Origin of the sequence: Mesorhizobium sp. B264B1B, assembly GCF_020165765.1 — a bacterium.
Classification (GTDB): domain Bacteria; phylum Pseudomonadota; class Alphaproteobacteria; order Rhizobiales; family Rhizobiaceae; genus Mesorhizobium.
Map to the genome: position 1 here is coordinate 313,783 of NZ_JAIUIS010000001.1, position 25,113 is coordinate 338,895.

General features: G+C 63.7%; 20 protein-coding genes and 1 pseudogene. 11 read left to right on the forward strand and 10 right to left on the reverse strand.

Annotated features, from left to right (window positions below; genetic code table 11):
* Positions 1–3: 3 nt before the first annotated feature.
* From LB547_RS01455 to LB547_RS01470, 4 genes are all read right to left on the reverse strand, one after another.
* A complete protein-coding gene (locus LB547_RS01455; protein ID WP_140631091.1) occupies positions 4–786 on the reverse strand; it encodes a formyl transferase in 783 nt (260 codons plus the stop codon).
* Between the two features lie 93 nt (positions 787–879).
* Positions 880–1,455, reverse strand: a complete 576-nt coding sequence (locus tag LB547_RS01460; RefSeq protein WP_140664535.1) for a DUF4893 domain-containing protein — start codon at positions 1,453–1,455, stop codon at positions 880–882.
* Between the two features lie 255 nt (positions 1,456–1,710).
* On the reverse strand, positions 1,711–2,337 hold the full coding sequence (locus LB547_RS01465; protein ID WP_140555044.1) for a DUF1638 domain-containing protein: 627 nt from the start codon (positions 2,335–2,337) through the stop codon (positions 1,711–1,713).
* 285 nt (positions 2,338–2,622) lie between these two features.
* Positions 2,623–3,321 (reverse strand): corrinoid protein, encoded by a 699-nt coding sequence (locus LB547_RS01470; protein WP_140495658.1) that lies wholly within the window; start codon positions 3,319–3,321, stop codon positions 2,623–2,625.
* Between the two features lie 289 nt (positions 3,322–3,610).
* On the opposite strand from LB547_RS01470, the gene LB547_RS01475 reads away from it, so the two are divergent.
* The 6 genes from LB547_RS01475 to LB547_RS01500 all read left to right on the forward strand — a co-directional run bounded on the left by LB547_RS01475 (position 3,611) and on the right by LB547_RS01500 (position 10,100).
* Complete coding sequence (locus LB547_RS01475) at positions 3,611–5,185, forward strand: trimethylamine methyltransferase family protein (RefSeq protein ID WP_140559618.1); 1,575 nt, start codon at positions 3,611–3,613, stop codon at positions 5,183–5,185.
* 89 nt (positions 5,186–5,274) lie between these two features.
* Positions 5,275–5,964, forward strand: a complete 690-nt coding sequence (locus LB547_RS01480) for a 4Fe-4S dicluster domain-containing protein (RefSeq protein WP_140495660.1) — start codon at positions 5,275–5,277, stop codon at positions 5,962–5,964.
* 105 nt (positions 5,965–6,069) lie between these two features.
* The gene (locus LB547_RS01485) at positions 6,070–6,807 is read left to right on the forward strand and encodes a dienelactone hydrolase family protein (RefSeq protein WP_140760728.1); all 738 of its coding nucleotides are present in this window, start codon (positions 6,070–6,072) and stop codon (positions 6,805–6,807) included.
* Between the two features lie 146 nt (positions 6,808–6,953).
* Positions 6,954–7,514 carry an RNA polymerase sigma factor gene (locus LB547_RS01490; RefSeq protein WP_140760720.1) on the forward strand — a complete coding sequence of 187 codons (561 nt, stop codon included), beginning with the start codon at positions 6,954–6,956 and terminating at the stop codon, positions 7,512–7,514.
* Between the two features lie 2 nt (positions 7,515–7,516).
* A complete protein-coding gene (locus LB547_RS01495) occupies positions 7,517–9,631 on the forward strand; it encodes a vWA domain-containing protein (protein ID WP_140760717.1) in 2,115 nt (704 codons plus the stop codon).
* Positions 9,632–9,836: 205 nt separating this feature from the next.
* A complete protein-coding gene (locus tag LB547_RS01500) occupies positions 9,837–10,100 on the forward strand; it encodes a hypothetical protein (protein ID WP_181169919.1) in 264 nt (87 codons plus the stop codon).
* A gap of 16 nt (positions 10,101–10,116) precedes the next feature.
* Here LB547_RS01500 and bmt read toward each other — a convergent pair whose 3' ends face one another.
* Together bmt and LB547_RS01510 are read right to left on the reverse strand one after the other, a co-directional pair.
* Entirely contained in the window at positions 10,117–11,139 is a 1,023-nt protein-coding gene (gene bmt / locus LB547_RS01505; RefSeq protein WP_181177985.1) for a betaine--homocysteine S-methyltransferase, read from the reverse strand.
* A gap of 115 nt (positions 11,140–11,254) precedes the next feature.
* Complete coding sequence (locus LB547_RS01510; protein ID WP_140495665.1) at positions 11,255–12,112, reverse strand: helix-turn-helix domain-containing protein; 858 nt, start codon at positions 12,110–12,112, stop codon at positions 11,255–11,257.
* A 229-nt stretch (positions 12,113–12,341) separates the two neighbouring features.
* Here LB547_RS01510 and LB547_RS01515 point away from each other — a divergent pair, with 229 nt between their 5' ends.
* Complete coding sequence (locus tag LB547_RS01515) at positions 12,342–13,349, forward strand: fatty acid desaturase (RefSeq protein WP_140760710.1); 1,008 nt, start codon at positions 12,342–12,344, stop codon at positions 13,347–13,349.
* Between the two features lie 91 nt (positions 13,350–13,440).
* Entirely contained in the window at positions 13,441–14,271 is an 831-nt protein-coding gene (locus LB547_RS01520; RefSeq protein WP_140760705.1) for a phosphate/phosphite/phosphonate ABC transporter substrate-binding protein, read from the forward strand.
* On the opposite strand, the gene LB547_RS01525 is transcribed toward LB547_RS01520, so the two are convergent.
* From LB547_RS01525 to LB547_RS01540, 4 genes are all read right to left on the reverse strand, one after another.
* Positions 14,236–15,591, reverse strand: a complete 1,356-nt coding sequence (locus LB547_RS01525) for a M24 family metallopeptidase (protein WP_140760702.1) — start codon at positions 15,589–15,591, stop codon at positions 14,236–14,238. The genes LB547_RS01520 and LB547_RS01525 overlap by 36 nt on opposite strands.
* A 9-nt stretch (positions 15,592–15,600) precedes the next feature.
* Entirely contained in the window at positions 15,601–18,183 is a 2,583-nt protein-coding gene (locus LB547_RS01530; protein ID WP_224655898.1) for a GcvT family protein, read from the reverse strand.
* On the reverse strand, positions 18,180–18,665 hold the full coding sequence (locus LB547_RS01535) for an endonuclease domain-containing protein (protein ID WP_140762714.1): 486 nt from the start codon (positions 18,663–18,665) through the stop codon (positions 18,180–18,182). Before LB547_RS01535 ends, LB547_RS01530 begins: the two co-directional genes overlap by 4 nt.
* Before the next feature lie 164 nt (positions 18,666–18,829).
* Positions 18,830–20,407 (reverse strand): trimethylamine methyltransferase family protein, encoded by a 1,578-nt coding sequence (locus tag LB547_RS01540; protein ID WP_140521093.1) that lies wholly within the window; start codon positions 20,405–20,407, stop codon positions 18,830–18,832.
* Between the two features lie 216 nt (positions 20,408–20,623).
* Here LB547_RS01540 and LB547_RS01545 point away from each other — a divergent pair, with 216 nt between their 5' ends.
* The 3 genes and pseudogenes from LB547_RS01545 (at position 20,624) to LB547_RS01555 (ending at position 25,108) form a co-directional block, all read left to right on the forward strand.
* The gene (locus LB547_RS01545; RefSeq protein ID WP_140762717.1) at positions 20,624–22,513 is read left to right on the forward strand and encodes a phospholipase D-like domain-containing protein; all 1,890 of its coding nucleotides are present in this window, start codon (positions 20,624–20,626) and stop codon (positions 22,511–22,513) included.
* 165 nt (positions 22,514–22,678) lie between these two features.
* Positions 22,679–23,854, forward strand: coding sequence for an MFS transporter (locus LB547_RS01550; RefSeq protein ID WP_140517268.1), 1,176 nt, complete (start codon positions 22,679–22,681; stop codon positions 23,852–23,854).
* A gap of 127 nt (positions 23,855–23,981) precedes the next feature.
* Positions 23,982–25,108, forward strand: a pseudogene (locus tag LB547_RS01555) (MFS transporter).
* Positions 25,109–25,113: the final 5 nt, after the last annotated feature.

Genomic DNA, 25,113 nt, shown 5'->3' on the forward strand with positions numbered 1-25,113 from the left:
GCGCTACCAGATGCCGGTTCTGAGCCCGGTCCAGAGATAGAACCAGATCGTCGGGTGGTACCACTGTTTAGATGGCAGGCTTGGATCGAACGTCACGAGTTTTCCGGCCAGAGCATCGCTGACCGCCTCGACGCAGATGTCGCGCGAAAACGCCGTTTGGCGCAGCGCATAGCTTGAGATCGTGTCGCCTGGTTTCGGCTGGCCGTATGCCTGTTTCAGCACGCCGCCCGTGTCCACGCCGGCATCGACCAGATGCACCGTGGTGCCGAAATTCGCGGAATCGCCTGATGCCAAAGCCCAGTAGCCGCCGTTCATGCCGCGATATTTCGGCGTGATGCCTGCGTGATAGTTGAGCACCGGGCAAGGCATCCTGGCCAACATGTCCTTCGACAGGAGTCGGCAGCCGTTAAGCAGGACGACGCCTGGCTGGATTCTCTGGATCGCCGCGAGACACTCCGGCCCATTGGCCGAGGCAACATGGATGATCTCCTGGCCCGGCCGCGGCTCGGTATCGAGCTTCTCCTGCGCAATCAACCGGGCGGCATGGCTGGCGTAGAGCCGCTTGCCCAGCCTGCTCAGCACCATCGTGCCGAACTGGCCGATGGCCTGCAGCCAGCCCTGGCGACGGGCACGGCCAAGCAGCAATCGCTTTTTGGATTCAGGGACTTCCAGGATCACGATGACTGGGCCGACACGATCGGCAATGGCGTTGACCATTGCCCATACGTGCTGGCCGCCTCCGGTGACAACCACGATCGGTCTCGGATTGGTTTCCGGTACTGCCATTGATCTTGCCACCCCCGGGACCAACTGCCACGGCCGGAGATTAGACGAGGCGGGTTAATCCTTGGTATGCCGGAGCCGTCAGGAAGGCTCCGCTCAGCGCTTGAACTCCATGATGTCGAGCTTCGATTCGTAATAGGGAGCGGGGAACTCGATGCGCCATTCCCCGGCGCTATTGCGGAAGGCGTAGCCGACCTGGTCGGTCCGGGGGCCGCTGCCATAGGGTTTTGCCTGATCGTTGTTGACGGAACCGGAGCCGAGATAGATCGCACGCTTTTCGCCGTCGTCGAAGAAGCGGCCCTTGGTGCGCTGCGAGCCGGTGAGCTTTTCCAGCCGCCAGCCGGAGCCGTCGTCGGTCACCCTGCATTTGAACCAGCCATAGATAACGAGCGGGCTCAGCCCGCCCACCTTGATGGTGCGGCATTGCCACTTGCCGGTGAGGTCCTTGTCGGAGAAGGCAACCAGCGGCTTGGCAAGCAAGGCGTCGAGTTGCCTGACCTCGCCAGGATTGCCCGCCTTCGCCTCGGCAAGAGCCGCCTTGCGCGTCTCGCCATATTTGTCCAGCCGCGCCTTGTCGGCGGCGGTGATCAGCTTCTGCACCTCGCCGTCGGCAAGCGCGGGCAAGGTGCAGCAGAGAAGGCCGGCAACGGCAAGCATCGGGCGAAGGGTCATCGGCATTCCTCGTCGGTGTCCGGCAGCCGACCGCTGGACGGCGCCTTTGCATGGCTTGCGCGCAATTTACCCATTCGCGGCAGGCTGTCATCCGTGCTTAACAACGAAACCACGCCGCGATCCAAATTAAGGCAATTGGCCTGGGAACAGATCAAGGCCATTCTCCAGTAGAAGGCGGCGATCCGTCCTGTCTTCGCCTTCGGAAAGGGCGATAATCGCCAATCGCCGCGCAAGAGGGCCGCAGCCCGGCCAGCGTCAGACGTCAGCCGCGGCCTTGGCCAGCCCAGCCGTCAGATCGCCATAGCCTGTCGCGCGCCGCTCATAGACGAGGCCAAGCAGTTTCGCGGCCTTTTCCGCGACCTTGTCGAGCTCCGGATCGTCGGTCTGGGCCAGGTAGATCAGCTTCTCGTAATTGCCGAAATAGTCCTTGATCAGCTCCGGATGCCTGTCGAGACCGAGCGGCTTCATGAAGAAGGCATCGAATTGGCGGCAGAGGAAATCGGTCATGTAGAAGGACATCATGTCGTCGTCGGCGACCTTCGCATAGGCATCCATGCCCTGGTAGAAGGCGAAGCAATGCGGACCGGCCATGCGTTCGACGCCATGCTTCTCGCAGACCCGATCGAGCAGGCCGCCGGTGCCGCAATCGGCGTAACCGACGAAGATGTTGCTGTAGCCTTCCGCCTTGGCCTTTTCGATGGCCTTGTCCATCGCCGGCGCGATGCGGTCCGGATAGAAATGAAACTCGGCCGGGAGGCATGTCAATTCGAGGTGATGGAGCCCGAGCTGTTCCTTGACGGCCAACACCTCGCGCGCAATCATCCCGCAGGCGATGATGAGCAGCTTGTCCGCTTGATTCTGCTTGGGTCTGGGCATCTTCATGAAACCAGCCGAGCCGGCTTTCGTTGCTGTGGGGCGATCTACCGAGAGAGGGATAAACCGTCGATGAAACTGTTACGCATTGCGCCAATCGCAATCCTGGCTTGTGCCTTGGCCCTTTCGGCCTGTGCCAACACCGTCCGCGGCGTCGGCAGGGATATCAAGTCTACCGCGAAAGCCGTTGACGATACCGTCAAGAAACCCTGACCGCCGCTCCCAACATCTGGGAACAAAAAAGCCGCGCTGCAAGGCGCGGCTTCGTTTGTTGAGCGTCCGCCTTGCCTTGTATCAGGCGGAAGCGCGCACATTGTGTTTACGCTTCATGTAGTCCTTGGCCGTCTCGACCGCCACAGCGGCGTCGCGGCAATAGGCGTCGGCGCCGACCGCCTTGCCGAATTCCTCGTTCAGCGGCGCGCCTCCGACCAGGACCACGTAGTCGTCGCGGATGCCCTTTTCCTTCATCGTGTCGATGACGACCTTCATGTAGGGCATGGTCGTGGTCAGCAGCGCCGACATGCCGATAATGTCCGGCTGGTGCTGCTCGATGGCATCGAGATATTTCTCGACCGCATTGTTGATGCCAAGATCGATGACGTCGAAGCCGGCGCCTTCCATCATCATGCCGACGAGGTTCTTGCCGATGTCGTGGATGTCGCCCTTGACGGTGCCGATCACCATCTTGCCCTGCTTGGGCGCGCCGGTGGCGGCGAGCAGCGGGCGCAGGATGAACATGCCGGCCTTCATCGCATTGGCCGACAGCAACACTTCGGGAACGAACAGGATGCCGTCGCGAAAATCCTCGCCGACGATGCGCATGCCTTCGACCAGCGCTTCCGTGAGCACCTTGTAGGGTGCCCAGCCGCGCTCGAGCAGGATGCGCGTGCCTTCCTCGATCTCTTCCTTCAGACCGTCGTAGAGATCGTCGTGCATCTGCTGCACCAACTCGTCGTCGGAAAGCTCGGAGAGGATAATCTCGTCGTCGGACATTGTTTCTCAGGCTCCTTGCTGCCGGGAACGACCATGGCAGCTTAAAATCAACGCGCCAATACCTAACCCGCAAGGGGCGGGTATCCATAGCTGATTTGCGACTTCCCGCAAAAGGAAAGCGACTGAAAAATCTATCGGTTTTCTTGTCGATTTTGCGACAGGCGTTGGCGCGGACGGGCCGTTTCGAATAGGGTGCATGGCTACGATCCGCCGGAAGCCGCGGTAGGCGGCCACAACGGTTCCGGGCCGGGCGCTAGTCAAGCCGGTCCAAATTCAGGGAAGAACGATCATGAGCGAACACGCGGCAGTGGACCAGGAAGCGTCAAACGCGCGACGTGGACGCGGCGCCAGCGGCGGAGCGGCGGCAAGGCGGGCAGCGCGGTCGGGCGGCGGTCCCGGCACCCAGCTCACCTACATCAAGCGCAAGATCAACGTCTATGAAGTGCTCGACGAGGAAGGCCTGGCGCTGATCGAGAAGAACACCGACACGGTGCTCGAAGAAATCGGCATCATCTTCCGCGACGATGCGGAGGCGTTGCAGCTGTGGAAAGAGGCGGGCGCCGACGTCAAGGGCGAGCGCGTGCATTTCCCGAAGGGGCTCTGCCGTTCGCTCTTGAAGACCGCGCCCTCCATCTACACCCAGCATGCCCGCAATTCCGAACGCTCGGTGCAGATCGGCGGCAATGCTACCGTCTTCGCCCCGGTCTACGGACCGCCCTTCGTGCGCGACCTCGACGGCGTCCGCCGTTACGCGACGATCGAGGATTTCCAGAATTTCGTGAAGCTCGCCTACATGGCGCCTTCGATCCACCATTCGGGCGGCACCGTGTGCGAGCCGGTCGACGTACCGGTCAACAAGCGCCATCTCGACATGATCTACGCGCACATCAAATATTCCGACAAGCCGTTCATGGGCTCGGTCACCGCACCGGAACGTGCTGAAGACACGGTCGCCATGGCCAAGCTGGTGTTCGGCGACGACTTCGTCGAAAACAACACGGTCCTGACCAGCCTGATCAACGCCAACTCGCCGATGGTCTTCGACGAGACCATGCTTGGCGCGCTGAAGGTCTATGCGCGCCACAACCAGGCCTGCATCGTCACGCCGTTCATCCTCGCCGGCGCGATGAGCCCGGTGACGGTGGCCGGCACGCTGACCCAGGTGCTTGCCGAGGTGCTTGCCGGCGCTTCGTTCACGCAGCTGATCCGGCCGGGCGCGCCGGTGCTGTTCGGCACGTTCGCCTCGTCGATCTCGATGCAGTCGGGCGCGCCGACCTTCGGCACGCCGGAGCCGTCGCTGGTATCCTACGGCGCCGCACAGCTCGCACGGCGCCTCGGCCTGCCGTTCCGCACCGGCGGTTCGCTCTGCGCCTCGAAAATCCCCGACGCGCAGGCAGCTTATGAAAGCGCCAACACGCTGAACTCGACCATTCTGGCCGGCACCAATTTCGTCCTCCATTCGGCCGGCTGGCTCGAGGGCGGGCTGGCGTCCTGCTACGAAAAATTCATGATGGACATCGACCAGCTCGGCATGACGCAAAAATTCTCCGAAGGCGTCGACCTGTCGGAAAACGGCCAGGCGATGGACGCCATCCGCCAAGTCGGGCCGGGCAGCCACTATCTCGGCTGCGACCACACGCAGGCGAATTTCCAGACTGCCTTCTATCGCTCCAACATCGCCGACAACAATTCCTACGAGCAGTGGCTGGCCGAAGGCGAGAAGACCGCGCCGCAGCGCGCCAACGAACTCGCCCGCCGCTGGCTGGAATCTTATGAGGCGCCGCATCTCGATCCGGCGATCGACGAAGCGCTGAAGGACTTCATCGCCAAGAAGAAGGGGTCGATGCCCGACGCCTTCACGTGAAAGGAGCCCGAGTCAGGCGGGGCTAAAGTCGCCAACATCATCCACAAGGAAGTCTGGCGGAGCGCCTTCTCCGATCCGGTCAAGAAGGGATGATTCCTTCGCGCGGCAGGATGGAGGAGATTGCGGCCGCGCTTGGCGCCGACGGCCTCATCCTGCGTGGCGGCTTCACCTTTGGGGACGGCGAGGCGGCGCCTTGTGGCCGCTCCGGTGCACCAACCAGGTCGGCGCTGCTGGTGGGACAGGCGGGGGCAGCACCCTGGCCGCATTTTCTGCGCTGGCGTGAAAAGCAGCCGCGAGCAATCGCCAATCCGCTCGACACCTGGTCCCGGCAGGTCATAGGCGCGGTCGCGGAAGAATTCGGCGCACGCGCCGTGTCGCCGTCCGACAAGCCCTATCTGCCGTTCCAGCGATGGGCGATGCGGGCCGAGGGCCTGAAGCCGTCACCGCTCGGGATCCTCATGCATCCGCGATATGGGCTTTGGCATGCCTATCGCGGCGCGCTGCTGTTCGAGGACGAGATCGCGCTCCCGGAGGCTCGCGAGGCGGTCCATCTTTGCGACACCTGTGTCGACAAACCGTGCCTGAAATCCTGTCCGGTCGATGCCTATTCCATCCAAGGCTTCGCCTACCAGGCCTGCCTGGCGCATGTGCGCGGGCCGAGTGGCGGGCCCTGTTGTGACGGCGGCTGCCTTGACCGCAACGCCTGTCCCTATGGCACAGCCTATCGCTACCCCTCAGAGGTGCAGGCCTTCCACATGGCAGCGTTCGCGGGCCGGTAAGCTCGTCGCGCTGCCGCACGAAATGTTGACTGCCAAAATCAGGCAACAGCTTGCCCTGTCGGCGTGCCCGGATATGTATCGCCCAGCAACCGAACGGAGCTGGCGATGCCGAAACAGGACCTTCAGATCAAGACCAGGGACGGTATGGCGAGGGCGGGGCTGTTCCGCCCGGCCAACGCTTCCCCGCCCAAGGCCGGCATCATCCTCTATATGGATGCCTTCGGCCCGCGCCCCGCGCTCGACGGCATGGCCGAGCGGCTGGCGGAGGAGGGCTACGCGGTTCTGGTGCCCGATCTCTTCTATCGCAACGCGCCCTACGGTCCTTTCGATGCCAAGACCGCCTTCGTCGAGGAGAGAACCAAGGTGCCGCTAATGGCGCTGATCAGCGGCACGACGCAGGAGATGACGATTGCCGACAGCGGCGCCTTCCTCGACGCACTCGCTGCCGAAGGCGTCACCGGGCCGATCGGCGTTGTCGGCTATTGCATGGGCGGCGCGCGGGCGCTGAACGCAGCCGCCTCCTATCCGGATCGCATCAGGGCGGCGGCCAGTTTCCATGGCGGCAATCTCGCCACCGACGCGGCCGACAGTCCGCACCGCAAGGCGGGGTCGGTCAAGGCACGCGTCCATGTCGGCATGGCCGGCGTCGACAGGAGTTTTCCGCCCGAACAATCAGCGCGGCTGGCCGAGGCGTTCAGGGCGGCGGAAGTCGATTACGTGCTGGAGAATTATGTCGGCATGGCGCATGGCTGGTGCGTGCCGGACCACAGCGTCTACAACGAAGATGGCGCCGAGCGGCATTGGAACCGGTTGATCACCCTGTTTTCCGAGACGCTCGGGTAAAGCCAATCTTCGAGAGGTCGGCGCCGCCCCTCATCCGCCCTTCGGGCACCTTCTCCCGTAGAACGGGGAGAAGGAAGAGGTACCAGTAAAAAAATCTTTCCCTCACCCCAAGGATTGGCCATTAGCCTTCGTCCAACAGGCAAATGATGGCGATGATGCTGGATGAGAGCGAAGCCTCCGACGCCGAACTGATCGGGCGGGCGAAGGGCGGAGACAGGGGAGCTTTCGGCGCGTTGCTCGAAAGGCACTATGACTTCGTCTATCGCGCCGCCTACCGCTGGTGCGGTCGGAAGGCGGATGCCGAAGACATCGCCCAGGAAGTCTGCGTCCGGCTCGGCAAGGCGATCCGCGACTATCGCGGCGGCAGCGCCTTCACCACGTGGCTCTATGCCATGACGCTGAACGCCGCGCGCGACATGATGCGCAAGAGCGCCCGCGAGACGGTCAAGACCGAAGCCTATGGCGTCCATGCGCTGATTTCGGGCGAGGATCCTGCCGAGAACGAGGATCCTGCCGAGGCGATGTGGGTCGCGGTGCGGCAACTGCCCGACAAGCAGCGCGACGCCGTGCTGCTGGTCTATGGCGAGGGCTTGAGCCACGCCGCCGCCGCCGAGGCGATGGCGATCTCGGAGACGACGGTTTCCTGGCACATCCATGAAGCGAAGAAACGGCTGAAGACGCTCATGCGTTCAGCCAGGGAAGTGTGACCATGGTCGACGAGAACGAACTCAAGAGGCTGCGCGACATAGTGATCCCGGCTCCCGGCGAGAGCGCGAAGGCGCGCGCCTTCGAGGCCGCCTTGCGCGCCTATGATGAGGAAAATATTTCCGCCGTCAGCCAAGGATCGGCCGGCGGCCTTCGTCTCACAGAGCGAGCACGAAAGCTCTGGAGCGAAATCATGCAAAAGAAACTCATTGCCACGCCGGCTATTGCCGGGCTCGTCGCGCTGCCGATCGCCGGATACGCCACTTTCCATATGCTGAGGGAACAGCCGTCCACTTTCGGCGGCGGCGAAAAGATCACCGAGACGCTGGCCGACAAGCCCGCCACGGTGAAGCCGCTGGCTAAACAGGCCACGGGCGATCAGGCGATCGACAAACCGCTCGCAACGAGCGCGCCTGAGAAAGACAAGAAGACCGACGCGGAAAGCCGCGACGAAACGGAGGCCTTGGCGGCGCCGAGCAAATCCGAATCGGCCGTTGCTGGAGGCCTGGCGCCGCAGAATGCGCAGGAACAGGTTGCGCCGGCGGAACCTGCGCCACCTGCGCCAACGGGCGCGTTCGCCCTGGATAGCACTGCCGCGCCTAGCACGTCGCGAGCCGCACGCATGTCCAAAATGATAGCACCGCAGCAGCCGGCCGTGGCGCCGGCGGACCAGATCGCACCACCGGAGGAAAATCGCGACCGCGTCCAGGATTTTAAGACCAATCCGGTACATTCGGCACTCGAGGACCCGGTCTCGACCTTTTCGATCGACGTCGACACCGCCTCCTATTCCTTCGTGCGCCGTTCGCTGAAGGAGGGCTTCCTGCCGCAGGCCGACACGGTGCGGGTCGAGGAGATGATCAACTACTTCCCCTATGACTGGAAGGGGCCGGATGCGGCGTCGACGCCGTTCAATTCGACCGTCAGCGTCATGCCGACGCCGTGGAACGCGCACAGCAAGCTGATGCATGTCGCCATCAAGGGTTTCGACGTCAAGCCGGCCGAGCAGCCCAAGGCCAATCTGGTGTTCCTGATCGACGTCTCGGGCTCGATGGACGAACCGGATAAATTGCCGCTGCTCAAGGCGGCATTCCGGCTGCTGGTCAGCAAGCTGAAGGCCGACGACACCATCTCGATCGTCACCTATGCCGGCGATGCCGGCACGGTGCTGATGCCGACAAAGGTTGCCGAGAAGGACAAGATCCTCAACGCCATCGACAATTTGCAGCCGGGTGGCTCGACGGCCGGCGAGGCCGGCATCAAGGAGGCCTACAAGTTGGCCGAGCAGTCCTTCATCAAGGACGGCATCAACCGCGTGATGCTCGCCACCGACGGCGACTTCAATGTCGGCCAGAGCGACGACGACGATCTCAAGCGCCTTATCGAACAAGAGCGCAAGAGCGGCGTCTTCCTGTCGGTGTTCGGTTTCGGCCGCGGCAATCTGAACGACCAGATGATGCAGACCATCGCGCAGAACGGCAACGGCACCGCCGCCTATATCGACACGCTGGCCGAGGCGGAAAAGGTGCTGGTCGAGGATGCCTCCTCGACGCTGTTCCCCATCGCCAAGGACGTGAAGATCCAGGTCGAGTTCAATCCGCAGAAGGTCTCGGAGTACAGGCTGATCGGCTATGAGACCCGCGCCTTGAACCGCGAGGATTTCAACAATGACCGCGTCGATGCCGGCGAGATCGGTTCGGGCCATTCGGTCACCGCGATCTACGAGATCACGCCCAAGGGCAGCGGCGGCGAACAGATCGAACCGCTTCGCTATGGCCAGGCCGCGGTGAACAATGGTGGCGTCGCCAATGCGGACGAATACGCCTTCGTCAAGATACGCTATAAGCTGCCCAACGAGGACCTCTCGAAGCTGATCACCACGCCGGTGACGTCGGCCAACGAGGTTGCGTCTTTCGACCAGGCCACCACCGACCAGCGTTTCTCCGTCGCGGTCGCGGCCTTCGGCCAGAAACTGCGCGACGAGGATGCGACGGCGAAGTTCGGCTATGACAGGATCATGGAGATCGCCACTGCCGCCCGGGGGGCCGACCCGTTTGGGTACAGGTCCGAGTTCCTCTCGCTTGTGCGCCTTGCCTCGGCGCTGGGCGGCAATCGGTAGTGATGACGGCCGGTTTCTTTCAGATGAGATCGTTCTGACGTGAGAAACCGAACCACGGGCGGGTGAGGCAGGCCGGCGAGGGGACATTCCTGCCGGCCTTTTCTTGCGGAATTTGCGATCCGTTAAATTGCGCGGCATTTCCGGTACCGGATCGCAATTTCCTCTTGTTACGCCGGATAGGTGTGTGGGGCTGAGGGAGCCGGAATTGCAGATCAGGACTACCGCCAACTCGACACCGCCGGCACGGGACGCTTCGGCGGCCGCCCAATCAGCCGAATCCAGGCGCATCGGCGACGATGTCGCGCAGGCGCGCCACACCGCCATGTCGGCTCTGACCAACGACCGTTTCCGCATCATGCTGGAGCAGATCACCGATCCGGTTTCATCCGGAGCGCTGATGACGATGCGCGGCGACAATGTCGTCGATCTCAAATCGGCGCAGTCGAGCTACGCTGACAACAGCGAATAATTAGAAAGCGGTGGCTTCAGGCCCGGCTGCGGCGACGCTCGCGGCGGGCCTCGCTGGTCTCGGCGGTGTCCGCCGTGGCCACCTTGTTGCGCATCGGACCGATGCGCTCGACGATCGTCTCGACGGTCGGACGATCCGCCTTGCTGTGGGCGTCGAGCGCCTTGCGCATGGCGGCCAGGTGCTGGAACGAGGTGCCGCAGCAGCCGCCGATGATTTTCGCGCCGCCGTCGACGGCAAGGCGCACATAGTCGGCCATCAGTTCGGGCGTGCCGGAATAGTGGATCTCGGTGCCGCGGAATTCGGGAATGCCGCAATTGCCCTTGACGATCACGGTCGCCTCCGGCTTCGCCTGCGTCATGTCGAGCAGCGAGGCGAGGATGTCGGAAGCGCCGACGCCGCAATTGGCGCCGACGCCGAGCGGGGCTTGCGACAAGCCATCGGCGACGCCGTGTATGTCCTTCGGCAGCAGGCCCATCATGGTGCGGCCGGCGGTGTCGAAGGAACCGGTATAGGTATAGGGCAGGCCGACGCGGATCGCCGCTTGGGCGGCGGCACGGATCTCGTCGGGCGCCGACATGGTCTCGATCCAGGCGACCTCGGCGCCGCCCTCCTTGAGGCCTTCGATCTGCTCGGCGAAGGCGTCGACCGCCTCGTCATAGGTCATGGCGCCGAGCGGCACCAGCAACTCACCGGTCGGGCCAACGGAGCCGGCGACGATCACCTTGCGCCCGGCCTTGTCGGCAACGGCGCGGGCGATCTCGGCGGCGCGCTTGTTCAGAGCGTGCACGCGGTCCTGGGCATGATGCAGCTTCAGCCGGTGACGGGTGCCGCCGAAGGAGTTGGTCAGGATGATGTCGGCGCCGGCATCGACGAAATTCTGGTGCAGGCTGGTGATGGTGTCGGGCTTGGTCTCGTTCAGCAGCTCCGGCGCCTCGCCAGCCTCCAGACCCATTGCGAACAAATTGGTGCCCGTGGCGCCGTCAGCCAAAAGCACGCCTTTTTGCGCCAGCAGCGCGTCGATCGGGTTGGTCGTCGTCATCGGATTGGCTTTCATGTTCTGAATTCGGATAAGGATATAAAGAAGTCTTTATGTCCAGTCAATGAAATAGCGACGGCGGAGTCGCAGTTGAAGGGCGCGGTTACGGGTGCCGCTGTCATGCGGAACCTGATGGAAACGACAGGCCAGCCAGATTGCGCGCGAAGCTTGCTGCCTCATGCGGGTTGACGTCGGCGGCCCGGATCAGATTGTCGAAATGCCGGGTCAAGGCCTGGACCGGCTGGGTGGCATTCAGCACGACGTACATGTCGCCGACATAGATGGCGGCGCGGTAAGGTCCGAAAATGGTGAGCGGGATCGAATAGCGCATGCGGCCGTCGTAGAGAAACAGCCGGAAAGTTGGATAGAGATCGTCAAGCAGCGTCGCCATATGGGCGAGTTGCTGCCGACGGTCGGCCTCCGGAAAGCGGTCCCAGACGCCGAGGCCGCGTGCAAAAATCTCCAGCGTGTGACGCGGCATGCAGACTTCCATGTCGGTTTCCGGGCGCCGGTTGTATTCGATGCGGTATTGGGTCTCGCTGGCCTGTGCGAGCCTGCTCCTGTTGGTGATGTTTGCCTCATAGTCGACCAGCGCGTGGGTCCGCAGAAGATCGGGGATGCCGGCCGGCACATAGCGGATCTTGGTGCCCGCGGCCTCGGCGAACCATCTGGCCAGAAGCGTGCGGTCGAAACCGTCGGGGGCTTCCTCGATCTCCAGGCTTTCGCGGATTTCACCGGTGACGCCCTCGTCCTGGCTGAGGCCGAGCAGCCAATCCAGCGACACTTTGAACTCGGCCGCGATGTTGAGCAGCGTTTCGGCCCGCGGCAAGCGCGTCGACGCGCCCGACATCAGCTGCGACAGCGCCGACCGATCGATGCCGACGGCGGTGGCGAAGGCGGACTGGTTGAGGTCGGACCTTGTCAGGAGCAACTTGAGACGCTCCCGAAAGATTGCTGACAGATCTCGTTTGTCCATCTTCCAAGTCTCCGAATCATGAGGAAAAATTTTCGCCGAGACGTCCTGACGAGGCGCTCCAGGCGTAAATGAATCCCTAGGTCTGTTTACAATCTGTAACATCTGCGGTTGAAAATGCGCAATCGCAACATTTTGTACACTTTGTCTCGTTGAGTGGAATCGTTTCTCCTGACACTATGCTGTCAGGAGCCACTGGGGTTCCGGCGACTGAGGGGCAGTGGTCGATAGCATGACTGGCAAGAGCATCAGGCGACGCAATACACCGGCCATCGAGTGGCCAACCGTAGCCCTCGCTTTCTTCTGTTACGGAGCATGGCTCGCCACCGGCCTTCTGCTCTGGCCGTCCTATCCGATCTTCGCGCTCGCTCTCCTCGGTTTCATCCTGGCACTTCAGTCGTCGATCATGCACGAAGTGCTGCACGGCCATCCGACGCGCGATGCCCTGATCAACGAGGCTTTCGTCTTCCTGCCGATCGGTCTGGTCTGGCCGTTCCGCCGCTTCAAGACGCTTCATCTGCGCCATCATGCCGACGAGCGCCTGACCGATCCGCTCGACGATCCGGAAAGCTACTACCAGGCGCTTTGGCAGCATGACGACCTGCCGCGAGCAATGAAATTCCTGCTCAGGATCAACAACACCATGGCCGGCCGGTTCTTTCTCGGTCCCTGGCTGTCCTGCATCGGCTTCTTCATCGACGACGCCAAACATATGATGGCCGGCGACAAGGCCATCCGCAAAGCCTGGCTGCTGCATGCGATCGGCCTCGCCGTCGTGGCGCCGATCGTGCAGTTCGGCTTTGGCATTCCGCTTTGGCTCTATATTCTCCCGGTGTGGCTCGGCCAGTCGCTGATCGCGATCCGCACCTTTGCCGAGCATCAATGGTCCGAGCATCCCGAAGGCCGCACGGTGATCATCGAGCGCTCGCCGCTGTCGTTCCTGTTCCTCAACAACAATTTGCACTTCGTCCACCACAAGACACCAACGGTGGCCTGGTACAGACTGCCCCAGCTGTTTCGTGAACGTCGCGAGGAATGGCTGCGGATGAACAATGGCTATGCCTATCCCAACTATTTCGCGCTGATCAGGTCCTATGCTTTCAAGGCCAAGGAGCCGATCGTGCATCCGGTGTTGCGGCGCCAGCCGGAGCCGGGCAGGGCATTCAAGCCGCGCGTCAGGGCGCGCAACATCAGCGGGCTCGGCACCGCGCCAGTCCCGGCCGAGCCGCCCAAGGAATGAAGCCCGCGACACGACGGACGGTGTCGGCTATCTCAAATCCGACGCCGCGTTTTTGTGAACCTCTCTCCAGATTTAATGGTCAGATCCCGGCATGAGCGAATTCGTTGCAGCGCTGCCGATGTATGACTGGCCGGAAGTGCGCCGCGAGGTCGACGCCCAATGGGCACTGCTGCGCGACGCCTTCCGTCAAGGGGGGATAATCCATGCGCCGGAGACCGTCATTCGCCGCAACGGCGATCTGCCGCCGGTGCCGGGCGGCATTCATAGTGCCACCGGCGTTCTGATCGCGCCCGACCCCGCGACATTGCCGCCGGACGCGCTCGATTTTCACCAGCTCTGGCTGCATCCCGCACTGCTGTTCGCGCAGACTTGCTGGGGGCCGATGGAGCTTGGCCTGGCCGGCCATGTGCAGGTTGTCGGCCAGCCGAGCTATGACGTCTACGAAGGCGGCCAGGGCGAGCTTTATTCGAGCGCGCTGGTGATGCGGGCGGACGGCAAGGCGTCGGTGCCTGCGCCTGGCAATGGCAGGCCCGTCATCCCGCTCGATCTGATCCGGGGCAAGCGCTTCACCTTCAACAGCCTCGATTCCATGTCCGGTATCATCGCGCCGACGCGCGACCTGGAGGCGTTGGGCGAAAGCCTTGATGTGTTTTCCTCGCGCAGCGAAAGCGGCGGACATCGCGCTTCGATCGTCGCCGTGGCCGAGGGCAGGGCCGATGTCGCGGCGATCGACTGCGAGAGCTGGGCGCTGGCGCAGCGCTTCGAGCCGGCGGCCAGCCAGGTGAAGGTCGTCGGCTGGACGGGCCTGCGCAAGGGCCTGCCCTTCATCACCGCGAAAGCGACGCCGGAAAAAACGGTTGCCGCGATGCGCGAGGCCCTTGCCGGCTTAGCCGAGCAGCCTCGCATCCAGCGGATAGGTTGAAAGCTTTTCGTTGCCGGTGCCGGTGACCAGGATCTGTTCCTCGATCTTGACACCCTCGCGCCCGCCGAGCCTGCCGATATAGCTCTCCACGCACAGCACCATGCCTGGCTCGATCACGCCGTCGGGCGTGTCCGATGTCCAGTCGTCGGCATGCGGCAAGGTGGGGTATTCGTCGGCCAGCCCGACGCCATGGTAGAGCACACCATAGCGGGTCGGGAAACAGTCGCCGGGCGGCACCGCCGAGCGGTCGACAAGGTCGCGGAAGGCGGTGCCCGGCTGTATCAATTCGGTGTTGTGCGCGATCTGGTCGGCGGCGATGCGGAAAAGATCGCGCTGTTCGTCGGTTGGCTTCACATCCCCGCACAGCCAGGTGCGCGACAGGTCGGCGCAGAAGCCGTAGGGGCCGATCAGGTCGGTGTCGAAGGCGACGAGATCGCCCGCCTCGATGAGGCGCGAGGAGCATTCCTGGAACCAGGGGTTGGTGCGCGGGCCGGATGCCAACAGCCGCGTCTCGATCCATTCGCCGCCGCGGGCAATGTTGCCGCGGTGCAGTTCGGCCCATAATTCATTCTCAGTGATGCCGGGCTTCAGCGCCTGTTCCATCTCGCCCATTGCCGCCTCGCAGGCGAGGATGGCGCGGCGCATGGCAAGGATCTCGTCCGGGGATTTGACCAGCCGGGCGTTCTCCATCACCGCTTCGCCATTGCCGATGGAAATGCCGCGGCGCGCAAGTTCCTCGACGCCTTCCGGATTGATGTGGTCGACCGCGATGCGGCTGTTGCCGCCGCCATGTTCCCGCACCAGATCGGCGATCCCGCCCGCCCAGCGGCGGACCTTCTGCTCGGTGAGTTCGCCGCTGTACAGATACATCCACGAGACGGCGGGGCGAACCTCGTCGACGACGCCGGAATGGTCCGACAGATGTTCGCAGGAGAAATAGTCGAACAGCACCACCGGCCCTTCGGTGGCGACGAAACAATGCCGTGTCGGGTTGTGCGCCACCCAAAGCTGCATGTTCGTGGAATCGGTCGCATAGCGGATGTTGATGGGATCGTAGAGCAGCGCGCCGGCGTAGCCCCGGCGCCTCAGCTCGGTGCGGATGCGTTCCAGCCGGTATTGGCGCATTTCGGCCAAGTCGGGGGCGGCAATGCCTGCCGCCGCCCATTCCGCTTCGGCTGTCGCGCCGTAGCCCAGCACATGCTGGTTGAGATCAGCCGCCTTCTGGCGGGAGGCCTCGCGCAGCGCCTCGATCGAGCCCGGCACAAACGGCATGATCTTGCGGTGGCGGCCGAAGCTCCCCTTTGGCGCCGCGCTGTCCATGGCGAAACCTCAGCTCCGCATCTTCTCGCCGCTCGGGTCGAACGGCGCCTCGACATTGATGCGGGCCGGACGGCGATGGCCGAGGATTTCGATCTCGAACAGGCCGGCACTTTCATCCTCGGCCAGCGCCGCCGGCACGTAGCCCTGCGCCATCGACTTCTGGATATAGTGGGCATAGCCGCCGGAGGTAACCCAACCGACCACGCGCCAGTCGCCGTCGACGATGCCGCGCACGGCGGATGCGCCTTGTGCCGCCTTGGAGCCCCGCACTTCCTTGCCGGCCGCATCGAAGCGCGGCGCGCCAAAGCCATGCGGCTTTTCCACCGTACCGTAGTCCTTGCCGACCTTGGCCCAGATCGGCTCGTCACCCATCACGTCGGCGTCGGCCGCCTCGACGATAAAGGACACGCGGCGCAGCTTCGGTCCTTCGGCCCGTTCCCTGGCGGCCGCGTCGCGGCCGATGAAGTCGTTCTTCTCCAGCTTGATGAAGCGGTCCATCGAGCCTTCGAACGGTCCGTAGATCGGCCGCAATTCGCGGAACCAGGTCGGGAAGTTCTTTTCCAGGCGCATCGAGAGCAGGGCGCGCATGCCGAAATCGACCAGCCCGAATTCTTCGCCTGCGTCCTTGATCGCCTTGTAAACCAGGCGCTGATAGGCTGGCGCCATCCAGATCTCGTAGCCGAGGTCGCCGGTATAGGTAATGCGGTTGACCATGCAGGGGGCGCCGCCGACCGCCATTTCGCGGAAATCCATGAAGCGGAAGGCCTTGGTCGAGATGTCGACATCGACCAGCTTCTGCAGGAGGTCCCGCGACTTCGGTCCGGCAATCGACAGGCCGACCAGCGTCTGGTCGAAGCGGTGGATGCGCACCTCTGACGTCCTTGGACCATCCTTCGGCAGGTGCTTTTCGAACCATCGCATGTGATATTTCTGCGCGGCCGACGAGCCCCAGATCATGAAGCGTTCTTCCGCGGCCTTGGCGATGGTGAAGTCGCCGATCAGCTTGCCGAATTCGTTGATCATCGGGGTCAGCACGATGCGGCCCGCCTTCGGCATGCGGTTGGTCATCAGCCGGTTGAGGAAATCCTCCGCCCCCGGTCCGGAGACCTCGTATTTGGCGAAGTTGGCGATTTCGGTGACGCCGACGCGCTCGCGCGTGCCGCGCACTTCCTCGCCGATCGGGCCAAAATCGTTGGAGCGGTGGAAGGAGACGATATCCTTGGGCTCCTTGCCCTTCGGCGCGAACCATAGCGGGGTCTCAAGGCCCCAGGAGTCGCCCATGACGGCGTTGTTGGCGAGCATGGTGTCGTAAAGCGGCGTCGTCTGCGCCGGGCGTGCTGCCGGCAGTTCCTCATTGGGGAAGCGGATTGAGAAGCGGCGCGAATAGTTCTCGCGCACCTTGGCGTTGGTGTAGCGCAGGCTCGCCCATTCGCCGAAGCGGGCGACGTCCATGCCCCAGACGTCGAAGCCGGGATCGCCATGCACCATCCAGTTGGACAGCGCCAGGCCGACACCGCCGCCCTGGCTGAAGCCGGCCATGACGGCGCAGGCGCACCAGAAGTTGGTCAGGCCCTGCACCGGGCCGACCAGGGGATTGCCATCCAATGCGAAAGTGAAGGGACCGTTGATGATCTGCTTGATGCCGGCCTTCTCGATGCCGGGGAAATGCTTGAAGCCGACCTCCAGCGACGGCGCGATGCGGTCGAGGTCGGGCTGCAACAGCTCGTGGCCGAAATCCCAGGGCGTGTTGACCGGCGACCACGGCTTGCACGCCTTTTCGTAAGTGCCGAGCAGGATGCCGTTGCGCTCCTGGCGGGTGTAGATCTCGCCCTTGAAATCCATCACGCCGATCATCTCGCGGCCGGTCGATTTGTTGAATTCCTCGACCTCCGGCATGGGTTCGGTCAGGAGATACATGTGCTCCATGGCGAGCACCGGCAGCTCGAGGCCGACCATGCGGCCGATCTCGCGCGCCCACAGGCCGCCGCAGTTGACGACATGCTCGGCGTGAACCGTGCCTTGTTCGGTGATGACGTTCCAGGTGCCGTCGACCTGCTGCGTCAGTTCGACGACGCGGTTGCGCAGCACGATCTCGGCGCCGAGTTTCTTCGCCGCCTTCGAGTACGCAATCGTGGTGCCGGACGGATCCAGATGGCCTTCGACCGGATCCCACATGGCGCCGACGAAATTCGTCTCGTCCATCAGCGGGAACATCGCCTTGGCCTCGGATGGCGTGATCAGCTCGGTATCCATGCCGAGGTAGCGACCCTTGGCGTGGGCAAGCCGCAGGAAGTCCATGCGCTCGGGCGAATCGGCCATCATCACGCCGCCGGTCAGGTGCAGCGAACAGGACTGGCCGGAAAGCTCCTCGATCTCCTTGTAGAGCTGCACGGTATAGGCCTGCAGCTTGGCGACGTTGGGGTCGCCGTTGAGCGTATGGAAGCCGCCCGCCGCGTGCCAGGACGAGCCGGAAGTGAGCTCCGAACGTTCGATCAGCATGATGTCGGTCCAGCCGGCCTTGGCCAGGTGATAGAGCACCGAGCAGCCGACGACGCCGCCGCCGATGACAACCGCTTTTACATGGGATTTCATGAAGATAGGTCCGTTTTTGAAGAGATTGAATCGGGTGAGTGCGGTGTGAAAACAAGGCGGAGGTCGGATGCAGCGATGTTTTCGGTCAGCCTGCCGTCGAGCGCGGCAAGGACGGTTTCACAGACGGGAGTACGATGTTTCAGGACGTCATGGCTCGAGAGGCGCAGGATCGAATAGCCTTGGGCGCGCATGAAATCGTCGCGGCGGCGGTCATAGGGACTGTCGGCGTGCTGTGAGTCGTCGATTTCAACGACCAGCCATTTTTCGCGGCAACAGAAGTCGGCGTAGTATGGTCCGATAGAGAACTGGCGTGTGAACTTGTAGCGACCAAGTCTGCGGGCTTTTAGTTCGAGCCAAAGCAGTGCTTCGGCCTGATTGTTGCCTTGCCTGAGTTTCCTGGCTCTCTGGGTTGTAACTGACTTTCGGCGACTGCGGGTTTTACGAGCGGCTTCCCCCACTCCGTCGCTGCTTCGCAGCGCCACCTCTCCCCCCTCCGGAGGGAGAGGAAGGGAGCCAGCCCGGCCAAGCTCACGCCCTTCCTCTCCCCCGTCGATCGGGGGAGAGGTGTCGAGCGCAGCTCGACGGAGTGGGGGTCGACCGTTCATCGAATCCATACGCGTGATCAGTTCATCGACAACGCAGACGATCAAAAATCGGTCGGGGCGCCGCCTTCGGCGCGGCGCTTCTGGACGAAGGCGTTGAGCTCTTCGCGGATCGCCGGGTCCATGTAGGGCTCGTCATAGGAGGCCAGCCGCTCCTTCCACACCTTGTTGGCCTTTTCGAGCGCCGTCGGCGAGCCGGCTTCGGCCCAGGTCTCGAAATTGCGCCAGTCGGACAGGATCGGCGAGTAGAAGGCGGTCTTGTAGCGATCCTGCGTGTGCTGTGTGCCGAAGAAGTGGCCACCGGGGCCGACCGACTGGATGGCGTCGAAGCCAAGCGCCTGTTCGGACAGGTCGAGCGGGGTCAAGAATTCCGCCACCATCTGCAACAGGTCGATGTCGAGGATGGTCTTCTCGTAGGAGCAGCGCAGGCCGCCTTCGAGCCAGCCGGCGGCGTGCATCATCAAATTGCCGCCGCCCTGGATGGCGCCCCACAGCGAGAACACGCTTTCATAGGCGGCCTGTGCGTCGACCGTGTTGGCGGCGCAAGTGTTGGAGGTGCGGTAGGGGATGTTATAGCGGCGGGCGAGCTGGCCGCCGACGAGCTGCGCCTTCATGTATTCGGGCGTGCCGAAGGCGGGCGCACCGGACTTCATGTCGACATTGGAGGTGAAGCCGCCATAACCGACCGGCGCGCCCTTCCTGACCATCTGAGCAAACGCGATGCCGGACAACGCCTCGGCGTTCTGCTGCACCAGCGCGCCGGCAATGGTCACCGGCGCCATGGCGCCCGACAGGGTGAACGGCGTGACGATGACGACCTGGCCCTTGCTCGACATCTGGATGATGCCTTCCATCATCGGCACGTCGAGTTTCAGCGGCGAATTGGTGTTGATGATGGTGAAAACGGACGGTTCTTCGAGCAACTGCTCGTGGCTGATGCCGCGCGCGATGCGGGTGATCTCGATGCCGTCGACATTTCGTTCCTTGCCGAGCGAATAGATGTGGAACACCTTGTCGGTCAGCGTGGCGAGGTCGCGGATGCATTCGAGGTGGCGGACGGAGGGGTGGATGTCGATCGGCTCGACCGGATAGCCGCCCGTGCAGTTCAGTATGTTGTGCATCTGCGCCAGGCGCAGGAAATTGCGATAGTCCTGCTGGTTGCCGGGCCGGCGGCCACGATCGATGTCCGAGCAATTGGGCGCCGAGGCCATCATCGAGATGATCAGGTTGTCGCCGCCGAAGCGCACATTGTGCGCGGGGTTGCGGGCATGGATAGTGAATTCAGGTGGGCAGTGCGACACCAGATCGAGGATCATGTCGCTGTCGAAGCGCACGCGCTCGCTGCCTTCGCGCACGTCGGCGCCATGTTCCTTCATAATGCGGCGGGCTTCGTCATGCAGGACGTCGACACCGATCTCCTTCAGCACCCGCAGCGAGGCCAGGTGGATCGATTCCAGCTCGTCGTCGGAAACCAGCTTGGTCGGCTGGAGCGGGATTTTCAGCTGGCGGAACGGCGGCTGCTCGAACGCGGCCGAGCCGCCTGCGCGTTTTCCGGCGCGGCCGCCGCGGCGGGCACGATCGGTTGCCAATGCCGGTTCGGCGGGTTGAAGGGCGGCGGTCATGAGGGGCCTCGTACGATGCGAAAGTGGGCGGCATAATGGACCGGCGGCTGTCCGGCCATTGCGGAGGCGGCGACCACTAGAGCGAGGGAAGCGACATGCCGGAACGGCAGCTGCGTGGTCCCGAGGCGGGCCCGCGGATAAGGGGGCGCCATTCGTTGCAGTATCGTCTTTTGCTTCTGATAAACTTGTGCGTCGAATATCTCCGGAGGGAGAGCCATGCCTGACGTCGTCAAAGTGCGTGCCGCCACCAACAACGAAGTCGCGTTCCTCTCCTGGGACCTCGACGGGATGATCCCGGGCTGCCTGGGCTTCGAGATCGTTCGCCTCTATCCCGACACCGGCGAGGAGCGTTGCCTGGCTTCCTGGGTGCCCTTCAAGGGACAGCGCAACAAGGACTGGATCCCCCAGGATACCGGCGTCTGGCCGGTGCAGAAGACATTCTGGCGCGATCTCACTGTCCGGCGGCGCCGCGACAGCCTGGATGTCAGGCCAGACGGCGAAATGATCGCCTACCGGGTGCGTCCGGTCGGCGATATGAAGGCCGGGCTCGATCCCGTGCCGGTGCGCCCGGAAAAGACCTATACCGGCCCAGCGCGGCCGCTGGGCTATCTCGGCCGGGGCGCGGTCAGTCCGCCGATCTTCCTCGGCCAGATGTTCGGCAAGGCGCGCGTCGCCTTCACAAATGGCGTGCTGTCGACGCAATGGATGTCGCGCGCGCTGGCCGAGGCCGGCATCAAGCTCGGGCAGCGCGACAAGATCAGGGCTGTGCTGCAGGACCCGACCAGCAAGATACGCGCCTACCTGCATGGCGACGTGCCTGATGTGCTGACCAGCCTGCTGAAGCGGGCCAAGGCCGAAGGCGGCACGGTCAGGCTTGCGCTCTACGAGCTTGGCGACGACGAACTGTGCGACGCAATCATTGCCGCCAGGGATGTCGTGGAGGTCATTCTTTCCAACTCGGGCAGGGATGACCAGACGAAGGCCTGGGACGCTGGCAACGCGCCTTACAGGAAGCGGCTGCACGACGCAGGCGTCGCGGTGACGGATCGCCTGTTCAACAACAACCATATCGGCCACAACAAGTTCGCCGTCTATCGCGATGCCCAGGGCAAGCCGCAATCGGTGATGACGGGCAGCACCAACTGGACCTCGACGGGCATTTGCGGGCAATCCAACAACGCCTTCATCCGCGACGACCCGGCGATGGCCGAGATATTCGACGCCTACTGGCAGCGCATGAAGGCCGACCTGTTCCCGCCGCCGGCCACGGAAAGCGCCGCCGGCCATGTCGCGCAGACGCAAGGCGTGCCGTTTCGCAGGGAAAACCACAGGCCAAACCCGCTCAACGGCGCCACGGCGGCGCTGGACGGCATGACGGTGTGGTTCTCGCCCAATGATCCCGAGCGCAACAAGAAGGACATCTCGGTGCGGCCGGTCGATCTCGAGGACCTCTTCGCCCGCATCAAGGCAGCCAAGCGCGCCGTGCTGTTCCTGGTGTTCAATCCTTCGCGGCTCGGCGACAATTCGATCGTCGACCAGGCGGTGGCGGCGGCAAGGGCCGATCCGAAGCTGATCGTGCAAGGGGCAATCAGCGATGAGACCGCCATGCCCAATTATGTCGCGCCGACCAAGGATCCGGTCACCCATAAATCAAACAGGGACGGCAAGTCGCCCTTCGTCTATCCGGAGAAGGTCTGGGAGGCGCCGAACGTTTCCATCGTGCGGGTGGCGAACCTGACCGGCGCCACGATCGCCCGCGATTTCCAGGCGGAGGTGCTGACCGTCGGCCATGCCATCGTGCACGACAAGATCGTCATCATCGATCCGATGGAGGACAACGCAACGGTCGTCACCGGCAGCCACAATCTCGGCTATAAGGCTTCCTACGAGAACGACGAGAACATGGTGATCGTCGAAGGCGACAAGACCTTCGCCGCGGCCTATGCCGTGCATATGCTCGACGTGTTCGACCACTACAAGTTCCGCGCCTGGCGCAGGACCATCGGCAAAGGCCCTTCGGATGACGATGGGCTCTCCATCGACGACAAGTGGCTGAAGCCTTACGCGCAAGGCAGGAAAGGCGCGATCGCACGGTATTTTCCATAGTGCTGCCGGCAGGTGCTGACGGCTTTTGACGCGAGCCTTCCGGTGCACGGCGCCGGCCGTTGGCGCAAGCGGATTTCGCTGTCCGGCCCTTCCTTTCCCGTGATCGAACCGGTAGCTGATGGCTTGCCGATCCGCAGGTCGGCGATTCACTCATGGAACGGCAGCATGGTCGCGACCGGCTCGAGCCAAGGCGAAGCGGCAACGCAGTGGGCAGCGCTCGCCGGCGTCACCGCAGCGCTGGCGATGTTCGGCGCCGCGCAAGGGCTGAGCTCGCCGCTGTTCACGCTGCTGATGCAGAAGCAAGGCATGTCGCCGGGCCTGATCGGCCTGTCGGCGGCGATGATGCCGGTTGGCTTGATCCTGTCTGCCTCGTTCGTGCCCGCCGCCGTGCGGCTGGTCGGCGCCCGCACGCTCGCCGTCGGCTGCTCGCTGATCGGTGCGCTGTGCTTCCTGGGCATCGGCTATCTGCAGGACTGGGTGGCGTGGTTCGTCCTCCGTTTCATCATCGGCGTGGTCATCAACCCGCTCTATATCCTCGGCGAGGTGTGGGCGCTGTCGCTGGCGCCGCCGGCGCGACGCGGCCGGGTGATGGGCGTGTTCAACACGCTGATGGGGGCCGGCTACGCGGCTGGGCCTTTCACACTGACCCTGCTCGGCACGTCGGGCTGGGCTCCCTTCAGCGTCGGCATTGGCGGGTTCGTGCTCTGCGCCGTCATTCTGCGCCTTGTCTCCTCAAAGCTCACCGGTTTCGAGGATGACGGCCAGCCAGCCGGCAGCTTTATCGGTTTTGCCCGGCTGGCGCCGGCGCTGCTGCTGGCGGTGCTGGTCTCGGCAGCGGTCCAGCAAAGCACCTATGCGCTGGTTCCGGTCTTCGGCGCCGGCTATGGCTTGCCGGAAGCCGTGCTCGCCGCTCTGGTGATGGCGTTATCCTTGGGCAATATCCTGCTGCAGATCCCGCTCGGCCTGCTCGCCGAACGCTTCGGCGGCCGCCCCATGATCCTGGCCTGTGCGGTGGCGACCACCGTTTGCGCGCTTCTGCTGCCGCTGCTGATCACGACGCCGCTGATCTGGGCGGTGCTGCTGGTGATGGGAGCGGTCGGCTATGGCGTCTACACGATGGCGTTGGTGGAACTCGGCAGCCGCTTCAAGGGCTCGCTGCTGGTCACCGGCAACGCCGCTTTCGCCTTGTTGTGGGGCGTTGGCGGCATTGTCGGTCCGCCCAGCGCCGGTCTGCTGATGCAGGCGATCGGGCCTTTGGGATTGCCGGCGGTGATCGTCGGCCTGGACGCGCTGCTGGTCGCCTTCGTGCTCTACAGATCGGCCAGCCGCAGAGGCTCCTGACAGGGTTTGGCCGGAACAAGCGTGGGTTCGGGCTTTGGGGCTTACGGCTGTCGGGTCGAAACGCTAAGCCTGCAGCCGAGAGGCGATGTGGATCATGGACCGGGTGGAACCGAAGCGCGACGATACGATGCAGTGGGCAGCGATCACCGGTGTGATCGCAACCGTGTCGGTGTTCGCCATCGCGCAGGGACTGTCCTATCCGCTCTTGAGCTTCATCCTGCAGCGGCAGGGCGTTTCGCCTGTCATGATCGGCCTGTCGGCGGCGATGACGCCGATTGGCTTCATCGTCTCGTCGCCGCTCATCCCGTCACTGGCGCGGCGGTTCGGGGCAGGGCGCACGGCGCTGACCTGCGCGGCGCTTTCGGCGGTCGTGCTGGCGCTGATCGGCTGGACACAGAACGTCTATCTCTGGTTTCCGCTGCGGTTCCTGATCGGCGCGGTGACCAATCCGCTCTATGTCTTAAGCGAAATCTGGGTGATCGCGCTGGCGCCGCCGGCCCGGCGCGGCCGCATCATGGGCGTCTATTCCACGATCATCTCGGCCGGCTTCGCCGCCGGGCCGCTTTGCCTGCTGGCCGTCGGTACGGAGGGCTGGCCGCCATTCCTGGTCGGCATTTCCGCTTTCATCTTCTGCGGCGGGTGCCTCGCCCTGGTGGTCGGGCGCCTGCCTAAGGTCGACGAAGCCGGGCATCGGCTTTCGGTGATGGGCTTCATGCCGCTCGCCTGGCTGCTTTTGTCGGCAGTAATCGTGGCTGCCGGCTTCGAGCAGGCGGTGTTGGCGCTGTTGCCCGTCTACGGCACGCATTATGGCATCGCCGAGAACCGCAATCGGCCCTGCTGTCGACGATGATCGCCGGCAACATCGCCATGCAGGTGCCGCTCGGCCTGCTGGCCGAGGGGCTGACGGCGCGCCTGGTGCGGTTCATCTGCCTGGTGCTGACGCTGCTCGGCTGTCTGCTGCTGCCGCTATTGATCGAAACGCCGCTGGTCTGGCCGATGATCTTCGTCTGGGGCGCGGTGTCCTACGGCATTTATACGATGGCGATCATCGAACTCGGCGAGCGTTTCAGCGGCTCGGCGCTAATTGCCGGCAATGCCGCTTTCTCCCTGATGTGGGGCGTCGGCGGCATCCTCGTTCCGCCGCTTGCGGGCGGCGTGATGGACGGGATCGGCGCGAGCGGCCTGCCGGTGACGCTCGGCGCGATCTGCCTGGCGCTGGCGGCTGCGACCGTCATCCGGCGGCGGATCGTGTGACGGCC